This window comes from Mesorhizobium sp. WSM3864, assembly GCF_002294955.1.
GTDB lineage: Bacteria > Pseudomonadota > Alphaproteobacteria > Rhizobiales > Rhizobiaceae > Mesorhizobium.
Genome location: NZ_NSGD01000015.1, coordinates 1 through 20,611, shown reverse-complemented (window position 1 = coordinate 20,611; position 20,611 = coordinate 1). Strand labels below are relative to the sequence as shown.

General features: G+C 64.7%; 19 protein-coding genes. 4 read left to right on the top strand and 15 right to left on the bottom strand.

Translation table 11 applies throughout. The annotated features are described in order from the left end of the window. Positions 1-332 precede the first annotated feature (332 nt). Positions 333-773, top strand: a complete 441-nt coding sequence (locus tag CK215_RS24005) for a GFA family protein (protein ID WP_066990025.1) — start codon at positions 333-335, stop codon at positions 771-773. Positions 774-792: 19 nt separating this feature from the next. Here the strand turns inward: CK215_RS24005 and CK215_RS24000 are convergent, their stop codons facing one another. The 5 genes from CK215_RS24000 to CK215_RS23980 all read right to left on the bottom strand — a co-directional run bounded on the left by CK215_RS24000 (position 793) and on the right by CK215_RS23980 (position 5,596). After that, the gene (locus CK215_RS24000) at positions 793-1,554 is read right to left on the bottom strand and encodes a glucose 1-dehydrogenase (protein ID WP_066990027.1); all 762 of its coding nucleotides are present in this window, start codon (positions 1,552-1,554) and stop codon (positions 793-795) included. Between the two features lie 11 nt (positions 1,555-1,565). Further along, positions 1,566-2,378 (bottom strand): ABC transporter permease, encoded by an 813-nt coding sequence (locus tag CK215_RS23995; RefSeq protein ID WP_066990030.1) that lies wholly within the window; start codon positions 2,376-2,378, stop codon positions 1,566-1,568. After that, positions 2,378-3,241, bottom strand: coding sequence for an ABC transporter permease (locus CK215_RS23990; RefSeq protein WP_066990457.1), 864 nt, complete (start codon positions 3,239-3,241; stop codon positions 2,378-2,380). The genes CK215_RS23995 and CK215_RS23990 overlap by 1 nt, the downstream gene beginning before the upstream one ends. Before the next feature lie 74 nt (positions 3,242-3,315). Continuing rightward, entirely contained in the window at positions 3,316-4,479 is a 1,164-nt protein-coding gene (locus tag CK215_RS23985; RefSeq protein ID WP_095832404.1) for a spermidine/putrescine ABC transporter substrate-binding protein, read from the bottom strand. Next, positions 4,460-5,596 (bottom strand): ABC transporter ATP-binding protein, encoded by a 1,137-nt coding sequence (locus tag CK215_RS23980; RefSeq protein WP_095832403.1) that lies wholly within the window; start codon positions 5,594-5,596, stop codon positions 4,460-4,462. Before CK215_RS23980 ends, CK215_RS23985 begins: the two co-directional genes overlap by 20 nt. A gap of 119 nt (positions 5,597-5,715) precedes the next feature. Here CK215_RS23980 and CK215_RS23975 point away from each other — a divergent pair, with 119 nt between their 5' ends. The 3 genes from CK215_RS23975 to CK215_RS23965 all read left to right on the top strand — a co-directional run bounded on the left by CK215_RS23975 (position 5,716) and on the right by CK215_RS23965 (position 9,073). Next, positions 5,716-6,525 (top strand): LuxR C-terminal-related transcriptional regulator, encoded by an 810-nt coding sequence (locus CK215_RS23975; protein ID WP_095826835.1) that lies wholly within the window; start codon positions 5,716-5,718, stop codon positions 6,523-6,525. A 204-nt stretch (positions 6,526-6,729) separates the two neighbouring features. Then, entirely contained in the window at positions 6,730-7,428 is a 699-nt protein-coding gene (locus tag CK215_RS23970; RefSeq protein WP_066990043.1) for a GntR family transcriptional regulator, read from the top strand. 289 nt (positions 7,429-7,717) lie between these two features. Continuing rightward, on the top strand, positions 7,718-9,073 hold the full coding sequence (locus tag CK215_RS23965) for a glutamine synthetase family protein (RefSeq protein ID WP_095832402.1): 1,356 nt from the start codon (positions 7,718-7,720) through the stop codon (positions 9,071-9,073). Between the two features lie 12 nt (positions 9,074-9,085). Here the strand turns inward: CK215_RS23965 and CK215_RS23960 are convergent, their stop codons facing one another. The 10 genes from CK215_RS23960 to CK215_RS31645 all read right to left on the bottom strand — a co-directional run. Beyond that, the gene (locus CK215_RS23960) at positions 9,086-10,075 is read right to left on the bottom strand and encodes an ABC transporter permease (RefSeq protein ID WP_095832401.1); all 990 of its coding nucleotides are present in this window, start codon (positions 10,073-10,075) and stop codon (positions 9,086-9,088) included. Further along, the gene (locus CK215_RS23955) at positions 10,072-11,592 is read right to left on the bottom strand and encodes a sugar ABC transporter ATP-binding protein (protein ID WP_095832400.1); all 1,521 of its coding nucleotides are present in this window, start codon (positions 11,590-11,592) and stop codon (positions 10,072-10,074) included. Before CK215_RS23955 ends, CK215_RS23960 begins: the two co-directional genes overlap by 4 nt. A gap of 64 nt (positions 11,593-11,656) precedes the next feature. After that, the gene (locus CK215_RS23950; RefSeq protein WP_245418780.1) at positions 11,657-12,649 is read right to left on the bottom strand and encodes a substrate-binding domain-containing protein; all 993 of its coding nucleotides are present in this window, start codon (positions 12,647-12,649) and stop codon (positions 11,657-11,659) included. 83 nt (positions 12,650-12,732) lie between these two features. Further along, entirely contained in the window at positions 12,733-13,509 is a 777-nt protein-coding gene (locus CK215_RS23945; protein WP_095783589.1) for an SDR family oxidoreductase, read from the bottom strand. Positions 13,510-13,511: 2 nt separating this feature from the next. Continuing rightward, positions 13,512-14,675, bottom strand: a complete 1,164-nt coding sequence (gene dgoD / locus CK215_RS23940) for a galactonate dehydratase (RefSeq protein ID WP_245418783.1) — start codon at positions 14,673-14,675, stop codon at positions 13,512-13,514. A 90-nt stretch (positions 14,676-14,765) separates the two neighbouring features. After that, complete coding sequence (locus CK215_RS23935; protein ID WP_082953630.1) at positions 14,766-15,509, bottom strand: FadR/GntR family transcriptional regulator; 744 nt, start codon at positions 15,507-15,509, stop codon at positions 14,766-14,768. Positions 15,510-15,678: 169 nt separating this feature from the next. Further along, a complete protein-coding gene (locus tag CK215_RS23930) occupies positions 15,679-16,320 on the bottom strand; it encodes a ThuA domain-containing protein (RefSeq protein WP_095832450.1) in 642 nt (213 codons plus the stop codon). A gap of 203 nt (positions 16,321-16,523) precedes the next feature. Next, a complete protein-coding gene (locus tag CK215_RS23925; RefSeq protein WP_095832449.1) occupies positions 16,524-17,699 on the bottom strand; it encodes an acetate/propionate family kinase in 1,176 nt (391 codons plus the stop codon). 59 nt (positions 17,700-17,758) lie between these two features. Continuing rightward, positions 17,759-20,140 carry a phosphoketolase family protein gene (locus CK215_RS23920; RefSeq protein ID WP_095832398.1) on the bottom strand — a complete coding sequence of 794 codons (2,382 nt, stop codon included), beginning with the start codon at positions 20,138-20,140 and terminating at the stop codon, positions 17,759-17,761. A gap of 246 nt (positions 20,141-20,386) precedes the next feature. Continuing rightward, a partial coding sequence (locus tag CK215_RS31645; RefSeq protein ID WP_210201687.1) for a hypothetical protein occupies positions 20,387-20,611 on the bottom strand: 225 nt, incomplete at its 5' end.

Sequence of the window (20,611 nt, the reverse complement as noted above, 5' to 3'; positions counted from 1 at the left end):
GCGAACCGACCTTGGTCTCCTCCGCGCGTTGCAGATTCTCGTGCCGGCAACAGCGCATGACTAGTGATGCCCCGCTGAAAGACGATTTATTGCGGCCGAAATTGAAAACAGCCGAGAGCCGGAGCGGCTTTTTTCCATTTGCACGGCAAACCTCTTCACGGAACCTGGCCTATGGTTTGACCGATCGTTGCTTCGGGCGCAAGCCCACCCGCTGGGACCACTCCGCGCGTTGCACGGCCAAAGGAACTCGCTGCCGGTTTTGATGTTCCCACTGAGCACGCCACCAGCGCACAGCGCGGCCGACGGAATTCAGCACGATCAGGAGCGATGAGATGGAATGCAGGATCGAAACGGGGGCATGTTTTTGCGGGGCGATCGCGGCCGAGATGCAGGGCGATCCGTTCTGGATCTGCTTCGACCATGATGACGACTGCCGCCGGGCGATCGGAAGCCCGCTGACCATCTGGATCGGTTACCGGCCGGACCAGTTCCGCTTGACCCGCGGCCAGCCCAGGGAATTCTCGAAGACCCAGGGCATCGTCCGCAGCTTCTGCGAGAAATGCGGCACCTCGATCGCCTATCGCGACGAGGGTCTGAACGACGAGCTTTATGTCACCATCGGCTTCTTCGACCATCCGGAGCGGTTTCGGCCACAAGCCCACGCCTATTGGCGGCTGCGTCTGCCCTGGCTGGAATTTTCCGACGATCTGCCGCGTATCGACACCTACTCGCGACGCCGCGATCCGGCATTTGGAAATCCCGTCGACCGGTAGATCGCTCGCCAAGCGCGCCTCAGCCGATGCTTTCGCCGCCGTCGACGACCAGCGCCTGGCCGGTCATGAAGGACGAGCGGTCGGAGACCAGGAACAGGATTGCTTCGGCGATCTCCTCCGCGCTCGCCCAGCGCCCCATCGGGATCTTGGTACGGACATAGTTTTCAATTGCGTTGCGCCCGCCCATCTGGGTGATGAACGGCTCGTTGAACGGCGTGTCGACCCAGCCCGGACAGAGCGCGTTGATGCGCACATTGTGCTTGGCGTAGTCGAGCGACATCTGCCTGGTCATCGCCACCACCGCATGTTTGGACGTGGCATAGGCGATCATCTCGCGATCGTAGAAGACGCCGGAATTGGACGCAGTGTTGAGGATGACGCCGCCGCCCTGCGCGATCATCGCCGGCATGACGGTCTTCGCCGCGAGGAACTGCGCCCGCACATTGATCCGCCACGACGCGTCCATGCCGTCGGTGCTGACTTCCGTCAGCGTGCCGCCGACCTGGATGCCGGCATGGCTGTGCAGGATATCGATCCGGCCGTGCTTGCCGAGCGTTCCCGCTATGAGGTCCTCGACCGCCGTGTCGTTGCCGACATCAGTCGCAACCGCTTCGGCGCGGCCGCCGGCTGCGCGGATAGCGGCCGCCGTGGCCTCGCCTGCCGCCGGATCCCGGTCGGCGATCACCACGACAGCCCCTTCCCGCGCCATGATCATGGCGCCGGCGCGCCCGATGCCCGACCCGGCGCCCGTCACCACGGCGATGCGATCTTTCAAAATCATGGATCTGTCTTTCAAGGCGATGGTTTTCGTCGGCCGAGCTGCCATTGCGCGAGCAGGACGAGCAGCACCGAGGCGGCGAGCACGATCGTCGCGATGGCGTTGATCTCCGGCGTCACGCCGCGTCGGATCGAAGCAAAGACATAGATCGGCAAAGTCGTCTGCGCGCCGGCGACGAAGAAGGCGATGATGAAGTCGTCGAAGGAGAAGGTGAAGGCGAGCAGGAAACCGGCAATCACCGCCGGCATGATTTGCGGCAGCACGATCGAGCGGAACGTCGTCAACGGTGTCGCATAGAGATCGCTCGAGGCCTCGACCAGGTTGCGGTCAAGGCTGCTGAGCCGCGTGCCGACGATCATCGTCACCAGCGCCATCGAGAACAGGCCGTGCGCGGCGATGATCGAGCCGTAGCCGAGCGCCAGGCGCGGCGGCTGGTCGGTCGGCCAAACCGAAGCGAGGAACGGATTGACGACGGCGAAGAGCTGCACCAGGGCTACCAGCGTCGAAATGCCGATGACCACACCCGGCACAACGATCGCGGCACCCAGCAATGCGTCGAACACGCCCCTTGTCCGCGCGCCGACACGCTGCAGCCCGAGCGCCGCGGCAGTGCCGCAGAAAGCCGCGAGCAGCGCGCTGGTGGTGGCGATGAACAGGCTGTTCTTCAGCGCCTCGACCAGGAACGGGTTCGACAGCGCCTTGCCGTACCATTGCTCGGAGAAGCCGGTGAACTCGCTGGCGTGGTGGCCGGCATTGAAGGAGAACAGCACGACCAGCGCGATCGGCAGATAGAGGAACGCAAAGACGGCAACGACGAAGGCGCGCATCAGATCAGGTCCACGCGGCGGGCGCCGGAAAGCCGGGTCGAGATGCGGTTGGCGATGATCAGCACCACGACCGAGACCAGCACCAGCGTGATGGCAATCGCCGATCCGAACGGCCAGTTGCGTGACTGCAAGAAGAGGTCGACCAAGGCGTTGCCGATGAAGAACACCTTGCCGCCGCCAAGCAGCGTGGGGATCAGATACTCGCCGAGCAGCAGGATCATCACCAGCGAAAATCCGGTCATCACGCCCGGCAACGACAGCCGGAGCGTGACGCCGAGGAAGGTCGATAGCGGCGTAGCACCCAGATCGGCGGAAGCCTCGAGCAGCCGCCGGTCGAGCCGCTCGAGGCTGACATAAATCGGCAGGATCATCAGCGGCAGATAGCCATAGACGATGCCGAGCAGCACCGCGCCAGGCGTGTTGATCAGCCTGAGATCCTCGATGCCTATATAGGCGAGCAGGGCGGGAATGCCGCGCCCGCCAAGGATGTACATCCAGGCATAGGTGCGCATCAGAAGGCTGGTCCAGAACGGGATGACGATCAGCGCGAGCAGGATCAGCCGCCAGCGCTGCGGCGCGCGCAGCGCCAGGTAGTAGGCGACAGGATAGCCGACGAGGAGGCAGGCCAGCGCGCCGACCGGCGCCAGCACCATCGTGTTCCAGAAGGCGGTCGCCCGTGCCGGCAGGTTGGCATATTGAGCGAAGGTGAACGCTGCCTGGTAGCCGCCCTCGGGTGCCCGCTCACCGACGCTGAAGACGGCGATGGCGACGAACGGCAAGACCAGGAACACGACGAGCCACAGCGTCGCCGGAGCGAGCAGCAGGGCCGTCAGAAGATTTTTGCGAAGGAACCTGCCGCGCATTGAAAAAGCCGCTTCGGCGCCGGCGGGCCTCTGCCCGCCGGCGGTAAGAACTTGACCGGAGTTGGTGCCCTGATTCACGCGGCCTTGAAGCGCGCCATCAGCTCGGCGCGGCCCGGATCGGTCAGCGTCGCGGCGGCGCCGAACTCGAGCGGCTTCAGAAGCTCGGCGGCCGGATAGAGAATCGGGTTCTCGAGCACCTCCTTCGGCAGCAGCGCGTTGACCCGCGCGTCGGTCGAGGGCGCGCCATTGGCCAGATGCTCCTTGATGGCGACCTTCGGGTTCATCAGGTAGTTGAGCAGCGCATAGCCGGCCGGCTTGTTCGGCGCGTCCTTCGGGATGGCGTAGAAGTCGGTCCAGATCTCGCCGCCCTCCTTGCCGAGCACATAGGCGATCTCAGGAATATCGCGATGAAGCTGCGCGCCGTCATTGGTCCAGCACATCGTCATCCAGGCGTCGCCCGAGCGCATCGACGGCTGATAGTCGCTCGACACCGCGAACAGATGCGGCTTGACCTTGAGCAGCAGTTCCTCGGCCTTGGCGAGCTCGTCCTGCTTCAGCGAGTTGAACGAGTAGCCGTGATATTTCAGCGCATTGCCGATCGTGGTCAGCTGGTAGTCGTGCACCATGGTGCGGCCATCGCCTTCCGCCATGGCAGTATCCCAGAATTCCTTCCAGCTCGACATCGGCTTGGCGAGCTTCTTGGTGTTGACGGCAAAGCCGGTCGTGCCCCAGTTCTTCGGCACGGCGTAGATCGTGCCGTCGATCGTGCCTTCCGCGGTGAAGCGGGCATCTTCCTTGCTGCCGTCGAAATTGCCGAGCTTGGCCATGTCCAGCGGCTCGATGATGCCGAGCTTCTTATAGGTCGAGATGGTGTAGTTGGTCGGCACGAACAGGCTCCAGCCCGAGCCGCCGGCCTGCAGCTTGGCCAGCATCTCTTCGTTCGAACCGAAGACGTTGACCTCGACGGCCACGCCCGTCTCGGCCTTGAAGTTCTCGAAGGTCTGCGGGTCGTGATAGTTCGGCCAGGTGGCGATAGACATGCGGTCGCCGAGGTTCTCGGCAGCAAAGGCCGGTGTCGGCCTGATGCCGAGCTCGCGCGCCATCACCGCGGTCGCGACGCCAAGACCGGTGAGGCCAAGGAAGTCGCGCCGGCTGATCGATCCGCGCTTCAGGCGCATCAATTGGTCGACGAATTTTTCGGGGCTTATCGGCAGTCCGTCACGATAGGATTTTGACATGTTGGTCTTCCCTCTGGTTGGTCCCGTTGTTCTTAGGGCGCGGAAACGCCAGCGGCGCTCCGGCGGCGAAGCCGATGGCGACGGGTTCGCCCGGCTTGAAAAGGTTGCCCCGGCCAGTCACGTGATCGGCCTTGGTAAGCAATGATCCAATGCCCTGCACTTCGATCGCGTATTCCGCGGTCGAGCCAAGAAAGATGCGGTTCCGGACAATGCCCTTGAGTCCGCCGCCTCCGGGCGCCGAGAGGCTGAGCGATTCCGGCCGAAGGCTGACGGATACGGCCTCGCCCCGGCTGAGCGGTACCCGCTTGCGCGCCGAAATCACCGTGCCGTCGGCGAGCGCCACGTCGACGAGGTCGCCGGAGAGCCCGGCCACCTTGCCGCTGAGCAGATTCGTCTTGCCGACGAAATCGGCGACGAACAGATCGGCCGGCTCGTCATAGATCTCGCTCGGCTGGCCGATTTGCACCACGCGGCCGCCATTCATGACGCACACGAAGTCGCTCATCGACAGCGCCTCCTCCTGGTCGTGGGTGACCAGAACGAACGTGATGCCGATTTCGCGCTGCAGGTTCTGCAGCTCGATCTGCATGTCTGTGCGCAGCTTCTTGTCGAGCGCCGCCAGCGGCTCGTCGAGCAGCAGAACCGCAGGCTTGTTGACCAGCGCCCGGGCGAGCGCGACGCGCTGCTGCTGGCCGCCGGAAAGCTCGTGAATCTTGCGGCGTCCGTAGCCCGCAAGCTGCACCATGGCCAACGCCTCGCCTGCCTTCAGGCTGATCTCGCGCGATGACAGACGCGGCCTTGCCTGGCGCAGTCCGTAGGAGATGTTCTCCTCGACATCGAGATGCGGAAACAGCGCGTACTGCTGGAACACCATGTTGACCGGACGCCGGTAAGGCGGCGTTCCGGCCATGTCGCGGCCGCGGATCAGCACCTGCCCCTCGCTCGGCTGCTCGAAGCCGCCGATCATACGCAGGCATGTCGTCTTGCCGCAGCCGGATGGTCCGAGCAGGGCGACGAAGGCCGCGGGCGGGATGGCAAGGTCGATGCCGCTGACCGCCGTGACGGCGCCGTAGCGCTTGGTGACCGCGCGAAACTCGATATCGGGCACTGCAGTCAAGCCACGGGCTCCAGCGACAGCGTGAGGCAATCTTTGCAAAGCTAGCAGAGCCAATGGCGCCTAGTATATACCTCGCGGGTGGTATATTTAATTGATTTTAGCATTTCGAGGGGTATGAATTGAGCGCCTCCCGCAGCGACGACTACAACGCGCTCGGCGCCGTGATTGCCGCGGCGCGCGAGACCGGCGATCATTTCGGCAAGGCGATCGTCGGCTGGCTGCGCGGGCATGTCCGCTTCGATCACTGCGTCGTCTTCGGCTATCGGGGTGCTGCGCGGCCGCCGCTTCTGTTCGAGACCTTCTCGCCGGCCGAAAGCCACATCTTCGTCGCGCTCTATCAGGAAGGGCCCTATCTGCTCGACCCCTTCCATCACGCCGCGGTCGAGCGCAGGGAAGGCTTCTGGCGCATGCGCGAGTTGGCGCCGGACCGCTTCTATGCCAGCGAGTACTACCGCTCGTACTACAGCCAGACCCGGCTCGCCGAGGAGGTCGGCTTCTTCGTTCCGCTGGCCGGCAAGGATGCGCTGGTGCTGTCGCTGATGCGGCTGCGCGCCTCGGGGCCGTTCGGAACAGCCGACGCTAGGCTGTTGCGCGACATGGCTCCCGCGGTGGTCGGCTTCTGCCGACAGCGCTGGCCAGCCTTGCCTGCCGAAGAGACCACGGTTGCGCCGCCGGGCGAAGCCGCGGCGGTGACCAATGAGCTGGATCGCGCCCATATCTGGCGAAGTCTGTCGCTGACCTCGCGCGAGAAACAGGTCGTCGACCTAGTGCTCCAAGGTCACTCGACGGAATCGATCGCCAGGGCGCTCAGGATCGTCCCAGGGACCGTGAAGGTCCATCGCCGCAACATCTATCGCAAGCTCAAGATCAAGTCGCAGGCCGGCCTCTTCGCGCGCTTCGTCGAGATCATCGACGCGCGCATCGGATAGTGCGTCCCCAGCTAACTGGAATCGCTCCACGGCGCGCATGCCCAGGGGCGGCGTTCGGGTCAGGCAGGGAGGCCGCCCCTGCCTCACTTGCGGCGCCGCGCGTTAACCGTCTATCGTGCGATCGAGGGCCGCCGGCCAAGTGTCGTGGTTGCAGACAGAGCGGCTAAACCAGATTTCAGGGACGGACGAAGTAGCGCATAGCCAATGGCCGACAAAACACAATTCGGACTGACTGCCCTCGACACAGTACCGCTGCATGAGAAAGTCTATCTGGAACTGGTGCGGGCGCTGATGTCGGGTCAGCTCCAGCCCGGCCAGAAGCTGACCTCGCGCAAGCTCGCCAAGGAGCTCGGCACCAGCGACATGCCGGTGCGCAGCGCCTTCATGCGGCTGCAGGCGCTCAGGGCGTTGAGCCCGATGCCGAACGGCAGCGTCGAGGTGCCGATGATTTCGGCGGACCGTTTCCAGCAGCTCACCGACGTGCGCACGGTCCTGGAAGGCACGGCCACTGAGCTCGCCACCGGCCTCATCAACGGCAACAACCTGCGCGCCATCCGCCGTCATTGCGCCGAACTCACCCAGGCCGCCCGCAGCGGCGACATCGACGACTACCTGCGCAAGAATCACGACTTCAAATTCTCGATATACCGCCACTGCGGCAACGAGCAGATGATCTTCCTGATCGAGACCGTGTGGATGCAGGTGGGCCCCTTCCTCCGCAACCTGCGCATCGGCTTCGAGGACGACCTCGCCGGCATTCTCGGCATTGACTATCATGAAGAGGTCGTGGCGGCGATCGAGGTCCAGGACGGCGAACGAGCCCGCGCGGCCATCGTGCGCGACATCGACGAGGGCGCGACGCACATTCTCAAACAGATCAAGTTTCCTGAATTGCGGCACTAATGCCTCAGCGTAGATCGAGGGATTGCCCTCGGCCATCACGATACCGGCAGCCAGCTCACCGTTGACCGCGCAAATGCCCCCTTGGCTTTCCCCTAGCGGCCAGCTATGTTGCGATCGCAGATCGCAGCTATGGACCCAAAATGCCGCCCGATATCCCAGCTAGTGAATTGAAAAAATGAAGGAACATCGCCTGGAACCATCCGCGGCGACCTTCATAAACTCACAAGCTGTAGAATGGATATCGTAGCCGGAACGGCTGCAGCACCTCCGAAAGAACAGGGGCTGGAAATTGGGCGATGCAATTGCGGACGTTTTGAACTGGCTTGAAAGCAGAAGCGACATCCAGAGCCTGCGGGCCGCGGTGTGCGACCTGAACGGCATCATGCGCGGCAAGCGCATCCCGGTCGAGCAGGCGCGCAAGGCGCTCGAAGGCAAGCTGCGCATGCCTTATTCGCTGATCGGGCTCGACATCTGGGGAGAGGACATCGAAGGCAACGCCCAGGTTTTCTCGACCGGTGACGCCGACGGGCTTTGCCATTGGACCGGACGCGGCATCCTGCCCGTCAACTGGACGGCGCATCCGACGGCGCTTTTGCCCCTGTGGCTCGCCGACGAGGCCGGCGCACCCTATCTCGGCGATCCGCGCCGCGCGCTCGCCCGCATCCTCGACCGCTACGCAGCGCTTGGTCTGACGCCGGTTACCGCGACCGAGCTTGAATTCTACCTCGTCGATCCGACATCGCAGCGTCCGGTCGGTCCTGTCTCGCCGGTCACCGGCCGGCGTCTCGATTCCGATGCGGCGCTTTCGATCGACGAAATCGACGATTTCGAAGGCTTCATCCACGACATCTACGAAGCCTGCCGCATGCAGGGCATTCCGGTCGATACGGCGATCGCCGAGAACGGCGTCGGCCAGTTCGAGATCAACCTCAACCACGTTCCGGATGCCTTGCGCGCCGCGGACGACGCCGTGCTTTTCAAGCGCACGGTCAAGGGCATCGCGCGCAAGCACGGCTTTGCCGCCTGCTTCATGGCCAAGCCCTATGGCGAGCGCGCCGGCAATGGTTTCCATGTTCATTTCAGCGTGCTCGACAAGGACGGCCGCAACATCTTCGACGACGGCACCGACCAGGGCTCCGACACCATGCGCCACGCCGTCGGCGGCCTGCTCGCGGCCATGGCCGAAAGCACGCTGGTGTTCGCGCCGCATTTCAATTCTTATCGCCGGCTGCGGCCACGGTCCTATGCGCCGACGGCTGTCGCCTGGGGCTACGAAAACCGCATGGTGGCGATTCGCATTCCAGGCGGCCCGTCTGCCGCGCGCCGCATCGAGCATCGCGTTTCCGGCGCCGACGCCAATCCCTATCTGGTGCTGGCGGCGATCCTGGGTGCCGCGCTGATGGGCATCGAGCGGCAGCTGTCGCCCGGCGAGCCGACCGGCGGCGAGGGACAGGGCCTCACGCTTGCCAAGCTGCCGCCTGACTGGGCCTCGGCGATCGCCGCCTTCGAGACCGGCAAGCGCGTCGCCGAAATCTTCCCGGCCGTGCTGCGCGACGCTTTCATCGCCTGCAAACGCCAGGAGTTGAACACCTTCGCGCTCAATGTCAGCGACTTCGAGATCGAGACCTATCTCGAAAGCGTCTAACCCCGCGCGGGGCTATTCTCCCGACCGGGCCCGCTGGCGCTCTTGCACGATGACGGCCAGGATTAAAAGCGCGCCCTTGGCGAGCAGCTGGTAGAAGGTCGGCACGGAGGTCAGGATCATGCCGTTGTTAAGGACGCCGATGATCAACACACCTAACATCGCGCCGATGATCGTGCCCTTGCCGCCCTGCAGCGCGCAGCCGCCGAGGATCGCGGCGGTGATAGCCTCGAGCTCCAGCCCCTGGCTGCCGGAGGCGGGCTGTCCGGACATGGTGCGGCTGGCGAGCACCAGACCCGCCACCGCCGCGGCGAAGCCGCTCATCGCATAGATCGAGATCTGGTAGCGGCGGATCGGGATGCCGGCGAGCCGCGCCACCGTCGGATTGCCGCCGAGCGCGTAGATGTTGCGGCCGACGACCGTCTCACGGGTGAAAACGATGAAAGCCGCCATCGCCGCGATCAGCAGCCAGATGGCGAAGGGCAGCCCGAACAGCGCGCCGATGCCCAGCGCGCGCAGGCTGTCGCCGGTGATCGGTATGGAATTGCCGTTGTTCATCAGATAGGCGAGGCCGCGGAAGGCCGACATCGTGCCAAGCGTCGCGATCACCGCATTGACCGGCCCGTAGACGATGATCAGCCCGTTGACTGCGCCTGCCAGCAATCCGGCGAGCAGGCCGGCGAGCATGCCGGCGGGGATCGAGCCGGTTTCCTGGGCGGCGACGGCCAGCACCATCGTGCTCAGGCCGACGATCGACCCGACCGAGATGTCGAGCCCGCCCGATACGATGACGACGGTCTGCGCCATTGCCAGGATGCCGAGAATGGTGACCGCGAGGCCTATGTTGATCAGGTTGCGCGGCGTGAAGAAGACGTCCGGCCTCAACACGCCAAAGATCGCCAGCAGCACGACCAGAGCGATCAGCAGGCTGATGTTTTGCGCGCCGATGCGGCCAAACAGGCTGGCCGGCGCGCGCTCGCGTCCGGCGGTCGCGGTATCGGTCACGACACCCTCCTTTCGATTGCTTTCTTGTCCGAGCGCATGGCCAGTGCCAGCACCGCCTCCTCGCTCGCCTCTTGCCACGGCAGCTCGCCACTGATGCGGCCGCTCTGCATGACCAGGACGCGGTCGGCAAGGCCGAGCAGCTCTGGCATCTCCGAGGAGATGAGCAGGATGGCGAGGCCCTGGTCGGCCAGGCTTTCGATGAGCCTGTAGATCTCCGCCTTGGCGCCGACATCGATGCCGCGCGTCGGCTCGTCGAGGATCAGGACCGCCGGCCCCCGTGCCTGCCAGCGCGCGAAGACGACTTTCTGCTGGTTGCCGCCGGACAATTTCCCGACGGCCTGCTCGATCGACGGTGTCTTGACCCGGAGCTCGGCGACATGGCGGGCGACCAGCGCGCGCTCGCGCCTGCGGCTGAAGAAGCCGTAGCGCGACACCTTGTCGGGTACCACGAGGCTGACATTGTCGCGCACCGCCTGCATCAAAAGCAGGGCCTCCTGCTTGCGGTCCTCCGGCACCAGCCCGATTCCGGCGGCAACCGCATCCGCCGGCTCGCGCGGCCTGTAAGGCCGGCCGCCGACGGCCATCCGCCCGGAGAGCAGTGGATCGAGGCCGACGACGGCGCGCGCGACTTCCGTCCGTCCCGCGCCGACCAATCCGCCCAGGCCGACGATCTCGCCTGCCCTGACCTCGAAGCTGATCCCGTCGACGCGGCGTGTCGTGACGCCTTCGAGCGCCAGCCGGACCGGCCCGAGCGCGCGCACTTTTCGGTTGAACAGGTCGCTTACCGGCCTGCCGACCATCAGCCGCACCATGCGCTGCTCGTCGAGCGCCGCGATTGGTTCGTCGGCGACGCGGCTGCCGTCGCGCATCACCACGCACCGATCGGCAAGCTCGATGATCTCGCGCAGCCGGTGCGAGATGTAGATCACCGCGACGCCGTCGGCCTTCAGGCGCCGGATGACGCGGAACAGCCGTTGCGCCTCGTCCTCCGTCAAAGACGAGGTCGGCTCGTCGAAGGCGAGCAGCCGCGCGCCCGGCCGCAGCGCGCGCATGATTTCGATCAGCTGCCTCAGCGCCGGGCTCAGGCCATGGCAGCGCTGCCCGGGGGAAAGCACGTCGACCACGCCAAAGGTGCGCAATAGGTCGAGACTGCGCCTTTCGAGATCAGCGCGGTCGAGAAAAATCCCGCCCCGCGCCTTGATGTCCCCGATGAAGATGTTTTCCGCCACCGTAAGCTCCGGGATGATCTCCGGCTCCTGATGGATGACGCGGATGCCCGAGCCGTGTGCGGCGCGCGGCGAGCTGAGCTGCACCGGCTGCCCGTCGACCAGAACCCGGCCGCTATCCGGCCGATGCTCGCCCTCCAGCACGCGCATCAGCGTCGACTTGCCGGCGCCGTTCTCGCCGATCAGCGCGGTGATCTCGCCGGCGTTGAAAGCGACCGACACGTCGCGCAGCGCCTGCACGGCGCCGAAGCGCTTGCTGACGCCTTCGACGGAAACGACGGGGACGGTCATGGGCGGGAGGCTCCCTTTGAAGCCGCCTGCCCAAAGGCCATCCGCCCCGAGCCCGAAAGGGAGCCTAGGACTTGCAACCGAGAGTGTCCTTGAACTTGGCGAAGTTCTCGCCGCTGATCAGCGTGGCGTCCTGGAAATAGTCCTTCTGCATCTCCTTGCCGGTGGCTTGGTCGTAGAGCGCCTGGATGGCGGCGGCGCCGTGCTTGGCGCTGTCCAGCCACATGGTGCCGCGGAAGCCCGTCGGCTTGCCGGAACCGAAGGCCTCGCAGGAGCGGGAGCCGTCGATGCCGATGCCGATGACGTTCTCCGGCTTCATGCCGGCATTCTCTGTGGCGCGCACGCCGCCGAGCACGCCGTCGTCATTGCAGGAGTAGAAGATCCACTTCTCGGCGTCCGGATTGGCCGTCAGCGTCGTCGACACGACATCGATCGAGTTGACCATCGTATTGTCGTAGGGAATCGAGACGATGCGCGACTTGATCTCCGGGATCGCCGCGACCAACGCTTCCTCCGCGCCCTTGTTGCGGCGCATGCAGGTGTCGGCCATCTGGTCCTCGATCGAGCCGACGCGGACCTTGGAGAGGTCCTTGTCCCAGCCTTCGGCCTTGACGATGCGGGCAATCTCGCCGCCGACCTGCTTGCCGATGTTGAGCGCGTTCATGCCGACATAGGCGACCGGCGTGCCGTCGGCGAAGGCGATGTCGTCGTCGACAGCAATCAGGCCGATCTTGGCGGCCTTTGCTTTGTCGGCGACGACCGGGCCGAGCGAGCGGTCCGGCACCACCACGGCGATGCCCTTGACGCCGTCGCCGACATAGGTGTCGAAGGTGGTGACGGCGAGGTTGGCGTCGAACTGAACGTCCTGGACAAGCAGGTCGACGCCGAGCTCGGCGGCCTTGTCCTTGGCGCCCTTCACCTCGCGGACGAACCAGGGATGGTCGCCCATCTTGTTGATATAGCCGAACTTCATCTTGTCCTGCGCGCCGGCGCCGTGGACCGTCAGCGCGACGGCTGCGGTCGCGGCCACAGCAAGCCACGTCCTGATCATGCGTTTCATGGTTTCCTCCTCCATCGATCCCGGCCGGCGGGAGTCCTTTTTGCTTGAAGACGTTTCCGGCGACCGGCCGCCGGTGCGAAACCTCATTCGTGATAGAGAACCGAGCGCCCGCCATCGATGACGATGCAGGCCGCGTTGATGAACGGGGCCTCGTCGGAGCCGAGGAAGACGGCGGTCATCGCCACCTCCTCCGGCCGGCCGATGCGGCGCGGCGGGTGCAGGTCGTAGGTGCGCTGGCGCTCCGCCTGCGGATCAGGAAAGGTGTTCCAGTAGTCGACCGCGATCTGCGTCTCGATGTAGCCGGGTGCGATCGCGTTCACGCGGACGCCCTCGGCCGCGTATTGGATGCCGAGCGATCGAACCAGGCCGAGCAGTCCGTGCTTGGCAACCGGATAGGGGAAGGTCGAGGGGATGATCGCGAAAGAATGGCAGGAAGCGATCGCCACGATCGAACCCTGCGTCTGAGCCCGCATCGCCGGCAGCACGGCGCGCGCCGAATACCACACCCCGTCGAGATCGACGGCAAAGCAGCGCCGCCATTCCTCTTCCGTGGTTTCCAGCGGCTCGTGGAAAACGTTGATGCCGGCATTGGCGACCAGCACGTCGATGCGGCCGAAGGTGGCAAGCGCTTGCTCGGCCATCGCTTTGCAGGATGCGATATCGGCGACGTCGGTCTCCACGAACAGCGCCCGAGCGCCGGCTTCGACCAGCGACGCGGCAACGCTCTTTCCGCTGAGCGCATCCTTTTCGGCCACGACGATGGCCGCACCCTCGGCGGCCATCGCGCGCGCCGTCGCCTCGCCGATGCCGCGCCCGGCGCCGGTGACAATCACCACCTTGTCCTTCAGTCGCCCGGCCATGGTCACCAGTCCACGATGGTGCCGTCGGCAAGGACGGCATTGGTGGTGTGCATGAGCTCCGGCCTGTAGGGATGCCGGTCGGCGACCGCTTCGTCGACCTCGACGCCGAGCCCGGGCGCATCCGGCACCTGCCAGCAGCCGTCGATCATGCGGATCGGCCCCTTCACCACCTCGAAATACCAGGGCACGGCACCGACCATCTCTTCCTGGATCAGGTGATTGGGCGTGGAGACCGCGAAATGCAGCGCCGCCGCGCCGGCGATCGGACCGAGCGGATTGTGCGGCGCCACACCCACCGAGACCGCCTCGGCCATGGCGGCGATTTTCTTCGCCTCGAGCAGGCCGCCGCAGTGGCAGATGTCCGGCTGCACGATGTCGACCGCCCTTGCCCGGAAAAGGTCGTCGAATTCGGGACGATCGATCAGCCGCTCGCCGGTGGCGATCGGCACGCGCGATTTGGCGACGAGCTGCGCCAGCGCGCCGGTCTCACCCGGCGGCAGCGGCTCTTCGACGAACATCGGTCGGTAGGGCGCAAGCGCGTCGATATAGGCGAGCGCGGTGGAGGCCGAGGCGGGACGGCCGTGGAAATCGACCATGATCTCGACTTCGGGACCGACTGTCTTGCGCAGCGCCTCCATTAGGCGGCCGACCTTGTCGACCTCGACGAGCGGCGCATGATAGTGGCTGTAGGGGATGAAGACGGCCTTCAGCGCGCGATAGCCCGTGGCAACCACTTCGGAGGCGCGCCGCACCAACGGCTCGGTCTCCAACGTTTCGTAGACGGCGCGCATGTCGCCGAGGCCGAGATGCGTGTAGACCTTGACCCGGTCGCGCACCTTGCCGCCGAGCAAGCGCCAGACCGGCTGATCGAGCCATTTGCCAAAAATGTCCCAGAGCGCCAGCTCGATGCCGGAAACCGCCGACATGCCGATGACGCCGAGCCGCCAGAACGAGTGCTTTTTGAGGATGCGCACCGCCTGCTCGATGTCGCGCGGGTCGCGGCCGACCAGAAGCGGCGCGAGGTCATTGACGGCGCCGACGACGGCCTGGGTTTTCCATTCCAGCGTCGCCTCGCCCCAACCGTAGAGGCCCGGCTGGTCGGTCTCGACACGCACGAACACCCAGTTGCGCATATCCGCGTTCACGACGCGCGTGGTGATGGCCACGATCCTCAAGCGCAACTCCTCCCATGACGCCAATTAGATCATATGAAATTGAAATATCATATGATAAAAAATGGCGTCAAGCCGGAAACGTCACCCTCTGGCGTGAAGATCGTCGGCGGCGATGTCAAGCAGCCTGTTCATGGCGCCGCGGGCGCCGGCGGTATCGCGGACGCGGATCGCCTCCAGCACCGCGACATGCGCCGACAGCGCGCGCGATTGCGCCTCCATCAACGGATTGGTGACCAGGAAGGTGGCGCGCAGGGCAGCTTCCAGCATGCCGACCAGCCCCTTGAGCACGACATTATGGCTGGCGGCGATGACGCCCTTGTGGAAGGCAAGGTCCGCCTGGCAGACCGCGTTGAGGTCGCCCGGGATATTGTCGCGCATGCCGACGACCGCGCGTTCGATTTCGGCGAGATCGGCGGCGCTGGCGCGCCTTGCCGCAAGCTCGGCCGCCGCCGGCTCGAAGATGCGGCGCGCCTCGAGCAGGCCGGAAACCAGCTCCTCGTCATCCTGGATGGAAGGGTGCCAGCCGAGCACCACCGGGTCGAGCAGGCGCCAGCTGTCGCGCGGCAGCACGCGCACGCCCGCCCGCCGCCTGGCCTCGACAAGACCTTTGGCCGACAGCACCTTGACCGCTTCCCGAACCGAGGTGCGGCTGACGCCCAGCATGGCGCAGAGCTCCTCCTCGCGCGGCAAGGCTGCACCGGGAGCATAGTCGCCGCCCAGGATGCGGCTGCCCAGCACGCTGACGACGGCGTTGTGCACGCTTGCGCCGCCCTGGTCGACCGAAGGCATCCACCCGGTTGCGTCCGAAGGAACGATATTTTCCACGCAATCCTCTCCCGATAGAGCAAGTTGCTGCCGGCAGTTGTATGAAAGCTTACGTCTTATGTAAATCACTCATTCATATGATCTGTTATGATCATAGGAGCGGGTCGGTGATGCTTTCGGTTCGGGAAATCCGGCCGCCACCGGCGTCAGCCCGCACCGACGGGCGCGTTCAGCGCGCCGCCCACACAAGTCCGCGGCGCAGGATGGTGCGCATCTGCGGCACCTCGAATTCCTTGGCCGCGTGGCCGAGCGACGAATAGAACACCCGCCCTTTGCCGTGCCGGCGCTTCCAAATCACGGGCATGACAACGCCGGCGATCCACGGCGCGTGCTCGCCCGAGAAGGTGGTGGTCGCCAGCACGTCGTTCGATGGATCGACATGCATGTAATATTGCTCGGAGCGGTATTGGAAATCGTCGATGCCTGCCACGATCGGGTCGTCGCGCCGCACGATATTTACACGATAGTCGATGATGTTGCCGGGATGGGCGACCCACTGGCCGCCGCACATGAACTGGTAGTCCGTCGATTCGCGAAACGCGTCGCCCATGCCGCCGTGATAGCCGCCGAGGCCGACGCCGTTTTCGACCGCTTTGGTGAGGTTCGCCTCTTCGGCCTTGGCGAGCTTGGACATGGTGTAGATCGGCACGATCAGGCTGAGGTCGGCGATCGCCGGGTCGGCGAACACCGCGGTCGTATTTTCCAAGCGCACGGCAAAGCCTTCCTCCTCAAGCATCGCTTTGACGACTCGCGCCCCGGCTTCGGGTTCATGCCCTTCCCAGCCGCCCCATACGATCAGTGCCTGCCGCATCTTCCGCTCCTTATGCATTTGGCCGCGCGGCCGGATATAGGGCGCGAGGCGCCGGGCTGACCATCGCCGAGTCGAGCTTGAAGGGAAAGTGAGGCGAACGAAAACGGCCCGCGCGACGCCCGATCGCCCGACGCTCGTCCTGGTTCAGCGGAAGCTCTGCGCCAAGTTACCGAGCTAATCCCTGCGATCCTGCCGCGGGCAGATCAGACCGTGTCGAGGTCGAGGAGCTGCGTGGCCACGGCACGTTCCTCGTCGGCCGGAATGACAAGAACATCGACGCTGGACTCTCGCGCGCTGACCAGCGCTTCGCCGCTGCGATTTAAACCGTGGTCGACCACGACACCAAGCCAGGCAGCAGCCTCGCAGATCTCTTGCCGGATCTGCCATGCATTTTCGCCGATGCCGGCGGTGAACACGAGCGTGTCGAGGCCTCCAAGCGCGGCCGCGAGCGATCCGATCTCACGTCCGGCGCGATAGACGAAGAGCGCGACGGCGCGCGCCGCCGCCGGGTCTTTCGACCCAAGCAGCGCCTGCATGTCTCCGGAAATGCCGGATACGCCCAGCAGGCCGGACTGCTCGTAGAGCAATTCGGTCACTCGGTCGGCCGACAGCTTGCGCTCCTGCAGAAGGTGCAGGATCACGCCAGGATCGATGGCGCCGCAACGGGTGCTCATGACGAGGCCGTCAAGCGTCGAAAAACCCATGGTCGTGGCGAGGCTTACTCCTGCCTTCATCGCACACAGGCTCGCGCCGCTGCCGAGATGGGCGGCAATCGTTCGGCCACCGGCAGCGTCGCCGTAGCGCTCGCGGAGCTTCGCTGCGATGTGCCTGTAGGAGAGCCCGTGGAAGCCGTAGGAAACGATGCCCTGTTCCGACATCTCTCGCGGCAAGCCATAGAGCCTGGCAAGCTCCGGCCGCGCCGTGTGAAAGGCCGTATCGAAGCAGCCGACCTGCTTGGCTTCGGGCAAAAGCCGACCGGCCAGTTGGACGATCTCCAGGTTGATCGCCTGATGGATCGGCGCGAGCGGCTCAAGCCTATGCAGCGCGTCGAGCGTGCGCTCGTCGAGCAAGGTCGCTTGGGTAAGTTCTTGCCCGCCATGGACGATGCGGTGCCCGACCGTGCCGATCCGGCGCAAAAGAGCGTGATCCTCGAGATAGGAAGCTATGGCCTCGAACGCTTTTGCTATCCCGATCGGTTCGTCCCCCAGGCTCCTGTCGATTTCGCGTGACAATTCTGAGGGCGCGACATGCAATCGTGGATGATGTCCGATCGACGACACGCTGCCGCGCACCAGCAGGTGAAGCTCGTCTCGCTGCCGAAACACGGCGAACTTCAGACTTGAGGAGCCGCCGTTGAGGACGAGAATGGCATCGGTCATGGTCGGCCGGTCCCGGCCAATCGTGCGCTCGTCCATTTGGCCTGGCGATTCGGCATCGACTACTGCTCCCATTTCCAGCCGAGGACCTCGGGCATGTCCTGCCCATGCTCGCGGATATAGGCCCGGTGCTCGATCAGCTTGCCTTCCATCGCCTGCTTCAGCCGGATATGCGCGCCGGCCGGGTCGGGAATGCGGTCGAGCACGCCCAAGACGAGATGATAGCGATCGAGGCCATTGAGGACGGTCATGTCGAAGGGCGTCGTCGTCGTCCCTTCCTCATTGTAGCCGCGCACGTGGATGTTGTCGTGGTTGGTCCGCCGGTAAGTCAGGCGATGGATGGTCCATGGATAGCCGTGATACGCGAAGATGACTGGCTTATCGGCCGTGAAAAATGCGTCGAATTCACGATCCGACAGGCCGTGCGGGTGGTGTTCCTTGGGCTGCAAAGTCATCAGGTCGACTATGTTGACCACCCGCACCTTGAGGCCGGGAACGTGGCGTTTCAGAATTTGGACCGCGGCCAGCGTCTCAAGCGTCGGCACGTCGCCGGCGCAGGCCATCACCACATCCGGCTCTGCCCCGCCGTCGGTCGACGCCCACTCCCATATGCCGATACCGGCCTTGCAGTGGACTTTCGCCTCGGTGATCGACAGCCACTGCCAGGAATTGGCTTTGCCGGCGACGATCACGTTGATGCGGTTCCATGTCCGAAGCACATGATCCGTCACGCAAAGCAGGCTGTTGGCATCCGCCGGCAGATAGACGCGCACGATGTCAGCCTTCTTGTTCAAGGCGACATCGATGAAGCCCGGATCCTGATGGCTGAAGCCATTGTGCTCCTGCTGCCAGACATGGCTCGACAACAAATAGTTCAAGGACGCAATCGGCCGCCGCCACGGCAGCTTGCCGCAGGCATCCAGCCATTTCGCATGCTGGTTGAACATGGAATCGACAATGTGCGTGAAGGCCTCGTAGCAGGAGAACAGGCCGTGCCGGCCGGTAAGCAGATAGCCTTCCAGCCAGCCCTGACAGGTATGCTCGGACAGGATTTCCAGAACCCTGCCTTCGCGGCCGAGATGCACATCTTCGGGCAGAATCTTTTCCATCCAGGCGCGCTCGGTCACCTCGAAGACGTCCTGCAGCCGGTTCGAAGCCGTCTCGTCGGGACCGACAATGCGGAAGTTTTTGGCGCTTTGGTTCAATGCCATGACGTCGCGCAGGAAACCGCCCATCACACGGGTCGACTCTGCTTTCACGCCGCCGGGCTGCTGGACAGAGACGGCATGCTCTTGCAGGCTTGGCAGTTGGAGGGAGCGGCGCAGCAGGCCGCCATTGGCATGCGGATTGGCGCTCATACGTCTGCCGCCTTGCGGGGCAGTGGCGCGGATCATGGCCACTGGCGCGCCCTCGGCATCGAAAAGCTCTTCGGGCCGATAACTTCTCAGCCACTCCTCGAGCATCTTCAGATGCGCAGGGTTTTCGGCGAGACCGGAGAGCGGAACCTGATGCGCGCGCCAGAATCCTTCGGTCTTCAGCCCGTCGACCTCCTTGGGGCCTGTCCAGCCCTTCGGGCTTCTAAGTATGATCATCGGCCATTTCGGCCGGCCGTCGGCAGTCTCTCCGCCGCTGCGCGCCGCCTGCTGAATTGCATGGATGCGGTCCAGCGCATCGTCGAGTACGACGGCCATCCGCTCATGCATCAGGGGCGGATCGTCACCCTCGACGAACAGCGGTTCGTAGCCATAGCCGACGAATAGCGCCCGCAATTCTTCGTCAGAGATGCGGGCGAGAATGGTGGGACTGGCGATCTTATAGCCGTTGAGATGGAGGATCGGCAGCACCGCGCCGTCCTGCGCCGGGTTGAGGAACTTGTTGCAGTGCCAGGATGTGGCGAGCGGGCCGGTTTCCGCCTCGCCGTCGCCGACGACGCAGGCGACGATAAGATCCGGGTTGTCGAAGGCCGCGCCAAAGGCATGCGAAAGCGCGTAGCCGAGCTCGCCGCCTTCATGGATCGACCCGGGCACATCGGGAGCGGCATGGCTCGGGATGCCTCCCGGAAAGGAAAACTGCCGGAAGAGCGTCCTCATTCCGGCCTCTTCGAGGGAAATATCCGGATTGATCTCGCTATAGGTGCCTTCGAGATAGCTGTTTGCAACCATGGCCGGTCCGCCATGGCCGGGGCCGCAGATGTAAATAACGTTGACATCGCGAAGTCTGATCGCGCGGTTGAGATGCGCGTATATGAAGCTAAGGCCCGGCGAGGTTCCCCAATGCCCAAGCAGCCTGGGCTTGACGTGCGCCAGCCGAAGCGGCTCGCGAAGCAGCGGATTGTCGAGTAGATAGATCTGCCCGACAGTCAGGTAGTTGGCGGCACGCCAGTAGGCATCGATGTCGTGCAGCTCCTGTGCGGACAAGCGATTGGTGCTGGGATGCGTGGTCATGTCCGTTTCCTTCGCTGTTCCAAACTCACCCGGCTGAGACACAACGCATGGACGTCACCGCCGGTTCATGACCGGTCGGCGCCGCGAGCGGGCCCCATTGGGACACGCGGCCCACCGCCAGGACATGAACTGGTAGCGTCGATGCGCGAAACGCGTCGGGCAATGCCGCGTTATAGCCGCCGAGGCCAGCGCCGTTTCGACCGCTTTGGTGAGGTTGGCCTCTTCAGCTTTGCAAGCTTTGCACCATCAGGCCGACTTCGGCACCGCCGGCTCCACGAAGGCCCCGGTGGTGCTTTCCACGCGCACGGCGAAGCTCTCCTCCTCGAGCATCGTTCCGACGACGCACGCCCGGGCGACCATCGCAGCAAAAAGTCGAGTCGAGCTTGAGGGCAGGGCCGCAAACGCAAACGGCCTGCGTTGGCGGGCCGTTTGCGTGGTGTGGGGGACAGGATTTGGCTCGTCTGCCGGCGC

What these genes read in the sequence shown, in the direction of transcription:
- CK215_RS23985 (WP_095832404.1), bottom strand. Translation starts at nt 4,479, where the DNA reads ATGTCAAAATCCTATCGTGACGGACTGCCGATAAGCCCCGAAAAATTC.
- CK215_RS23945 (WP_095783589.1), bottom strand. Translation starts at nt 13,509, where the DNA reads ATGGCCGGGCGACTGAAGGACAAGGTGGTGATTGTCACCGGCGCCGGG.
- CK215_RS23990 (WP_066990457.1), bottom strand. Translation starts at nt 3,241, where the DNA reads ATGCGCGGCAGGTTCCTTCGCAAAAATCTTCTGACGGCCCTGCTGCTC.
- CK215_RS24000 (WP_066990027.1), bottom strand. Translation starts at nt 1,554, where the DNA reads ATGATTTTGAAAGATCGCATCGCCGTGGTGACGGGCGCCGGGTCGGGC.
- CK215_RS23930 (WP_095832450.1), bottom strand. Translation starts at nt 16,320, where the DNA reads ATGCGGCAGGCACTGATCGTATGGGGCGGCTGGGAAGGGCATGAACCC.
- CK215_RS24005 (WP_066990025.1), top strand. Translation starts at nt 333, where the DNA reads ATGGAATGCAGGATCGAAACGGGGGCATGTTTTTGCGGGGCGATCGCG.
- CK215_RS23925 (WP_095832449.1), bottom strand. Translation starts at nt 17,699, where the DNA reads ATGACCGATGCCATTCTCGTCCTCAACGGCGGCTCCTCAAGTCTGAAG.
- CK215_RS23970 (WP_066990043.1), top strand. Translation starts at nt 6,730, where the DNA reads ATGGCCGACAAAACACAATTCGGACTGACTGCCCTCGACACAGTACCG.
- CK215_RS23920 (WP_095832398.1), bottom strand. Translation starts at nt 20,140, where the DNA reads ATGACCACGCATCCCAGCACCAATCGCTTGTCCGCACAGGAGCTGCAC.
- CK215_RS23950 (WP_245418780.1), bottom strand. Translation starts at nt 12,649, where the DNA reads ATGAAACGCATGATCAGGACGTGGCTTGCTGTGGCCGCGACCGCAGCC.
- CK215_RS23955 (WP_095832400.1), bottom strand. Translation starts at nt 11,592, where the DNA reads ATGACCGTCCCCGTCGTTTCCGTCGAAGGCGTCAGCAAGCGCTTCGGC.
- CK215_RS23995 (WP_066990030.1), bottom strand. Translation starts at nt 2,378, where the DNA reads ATGCGCGCCTTCGTCGTTGCCGTCTTTGCGTTCCTCTATCTGCCGATC.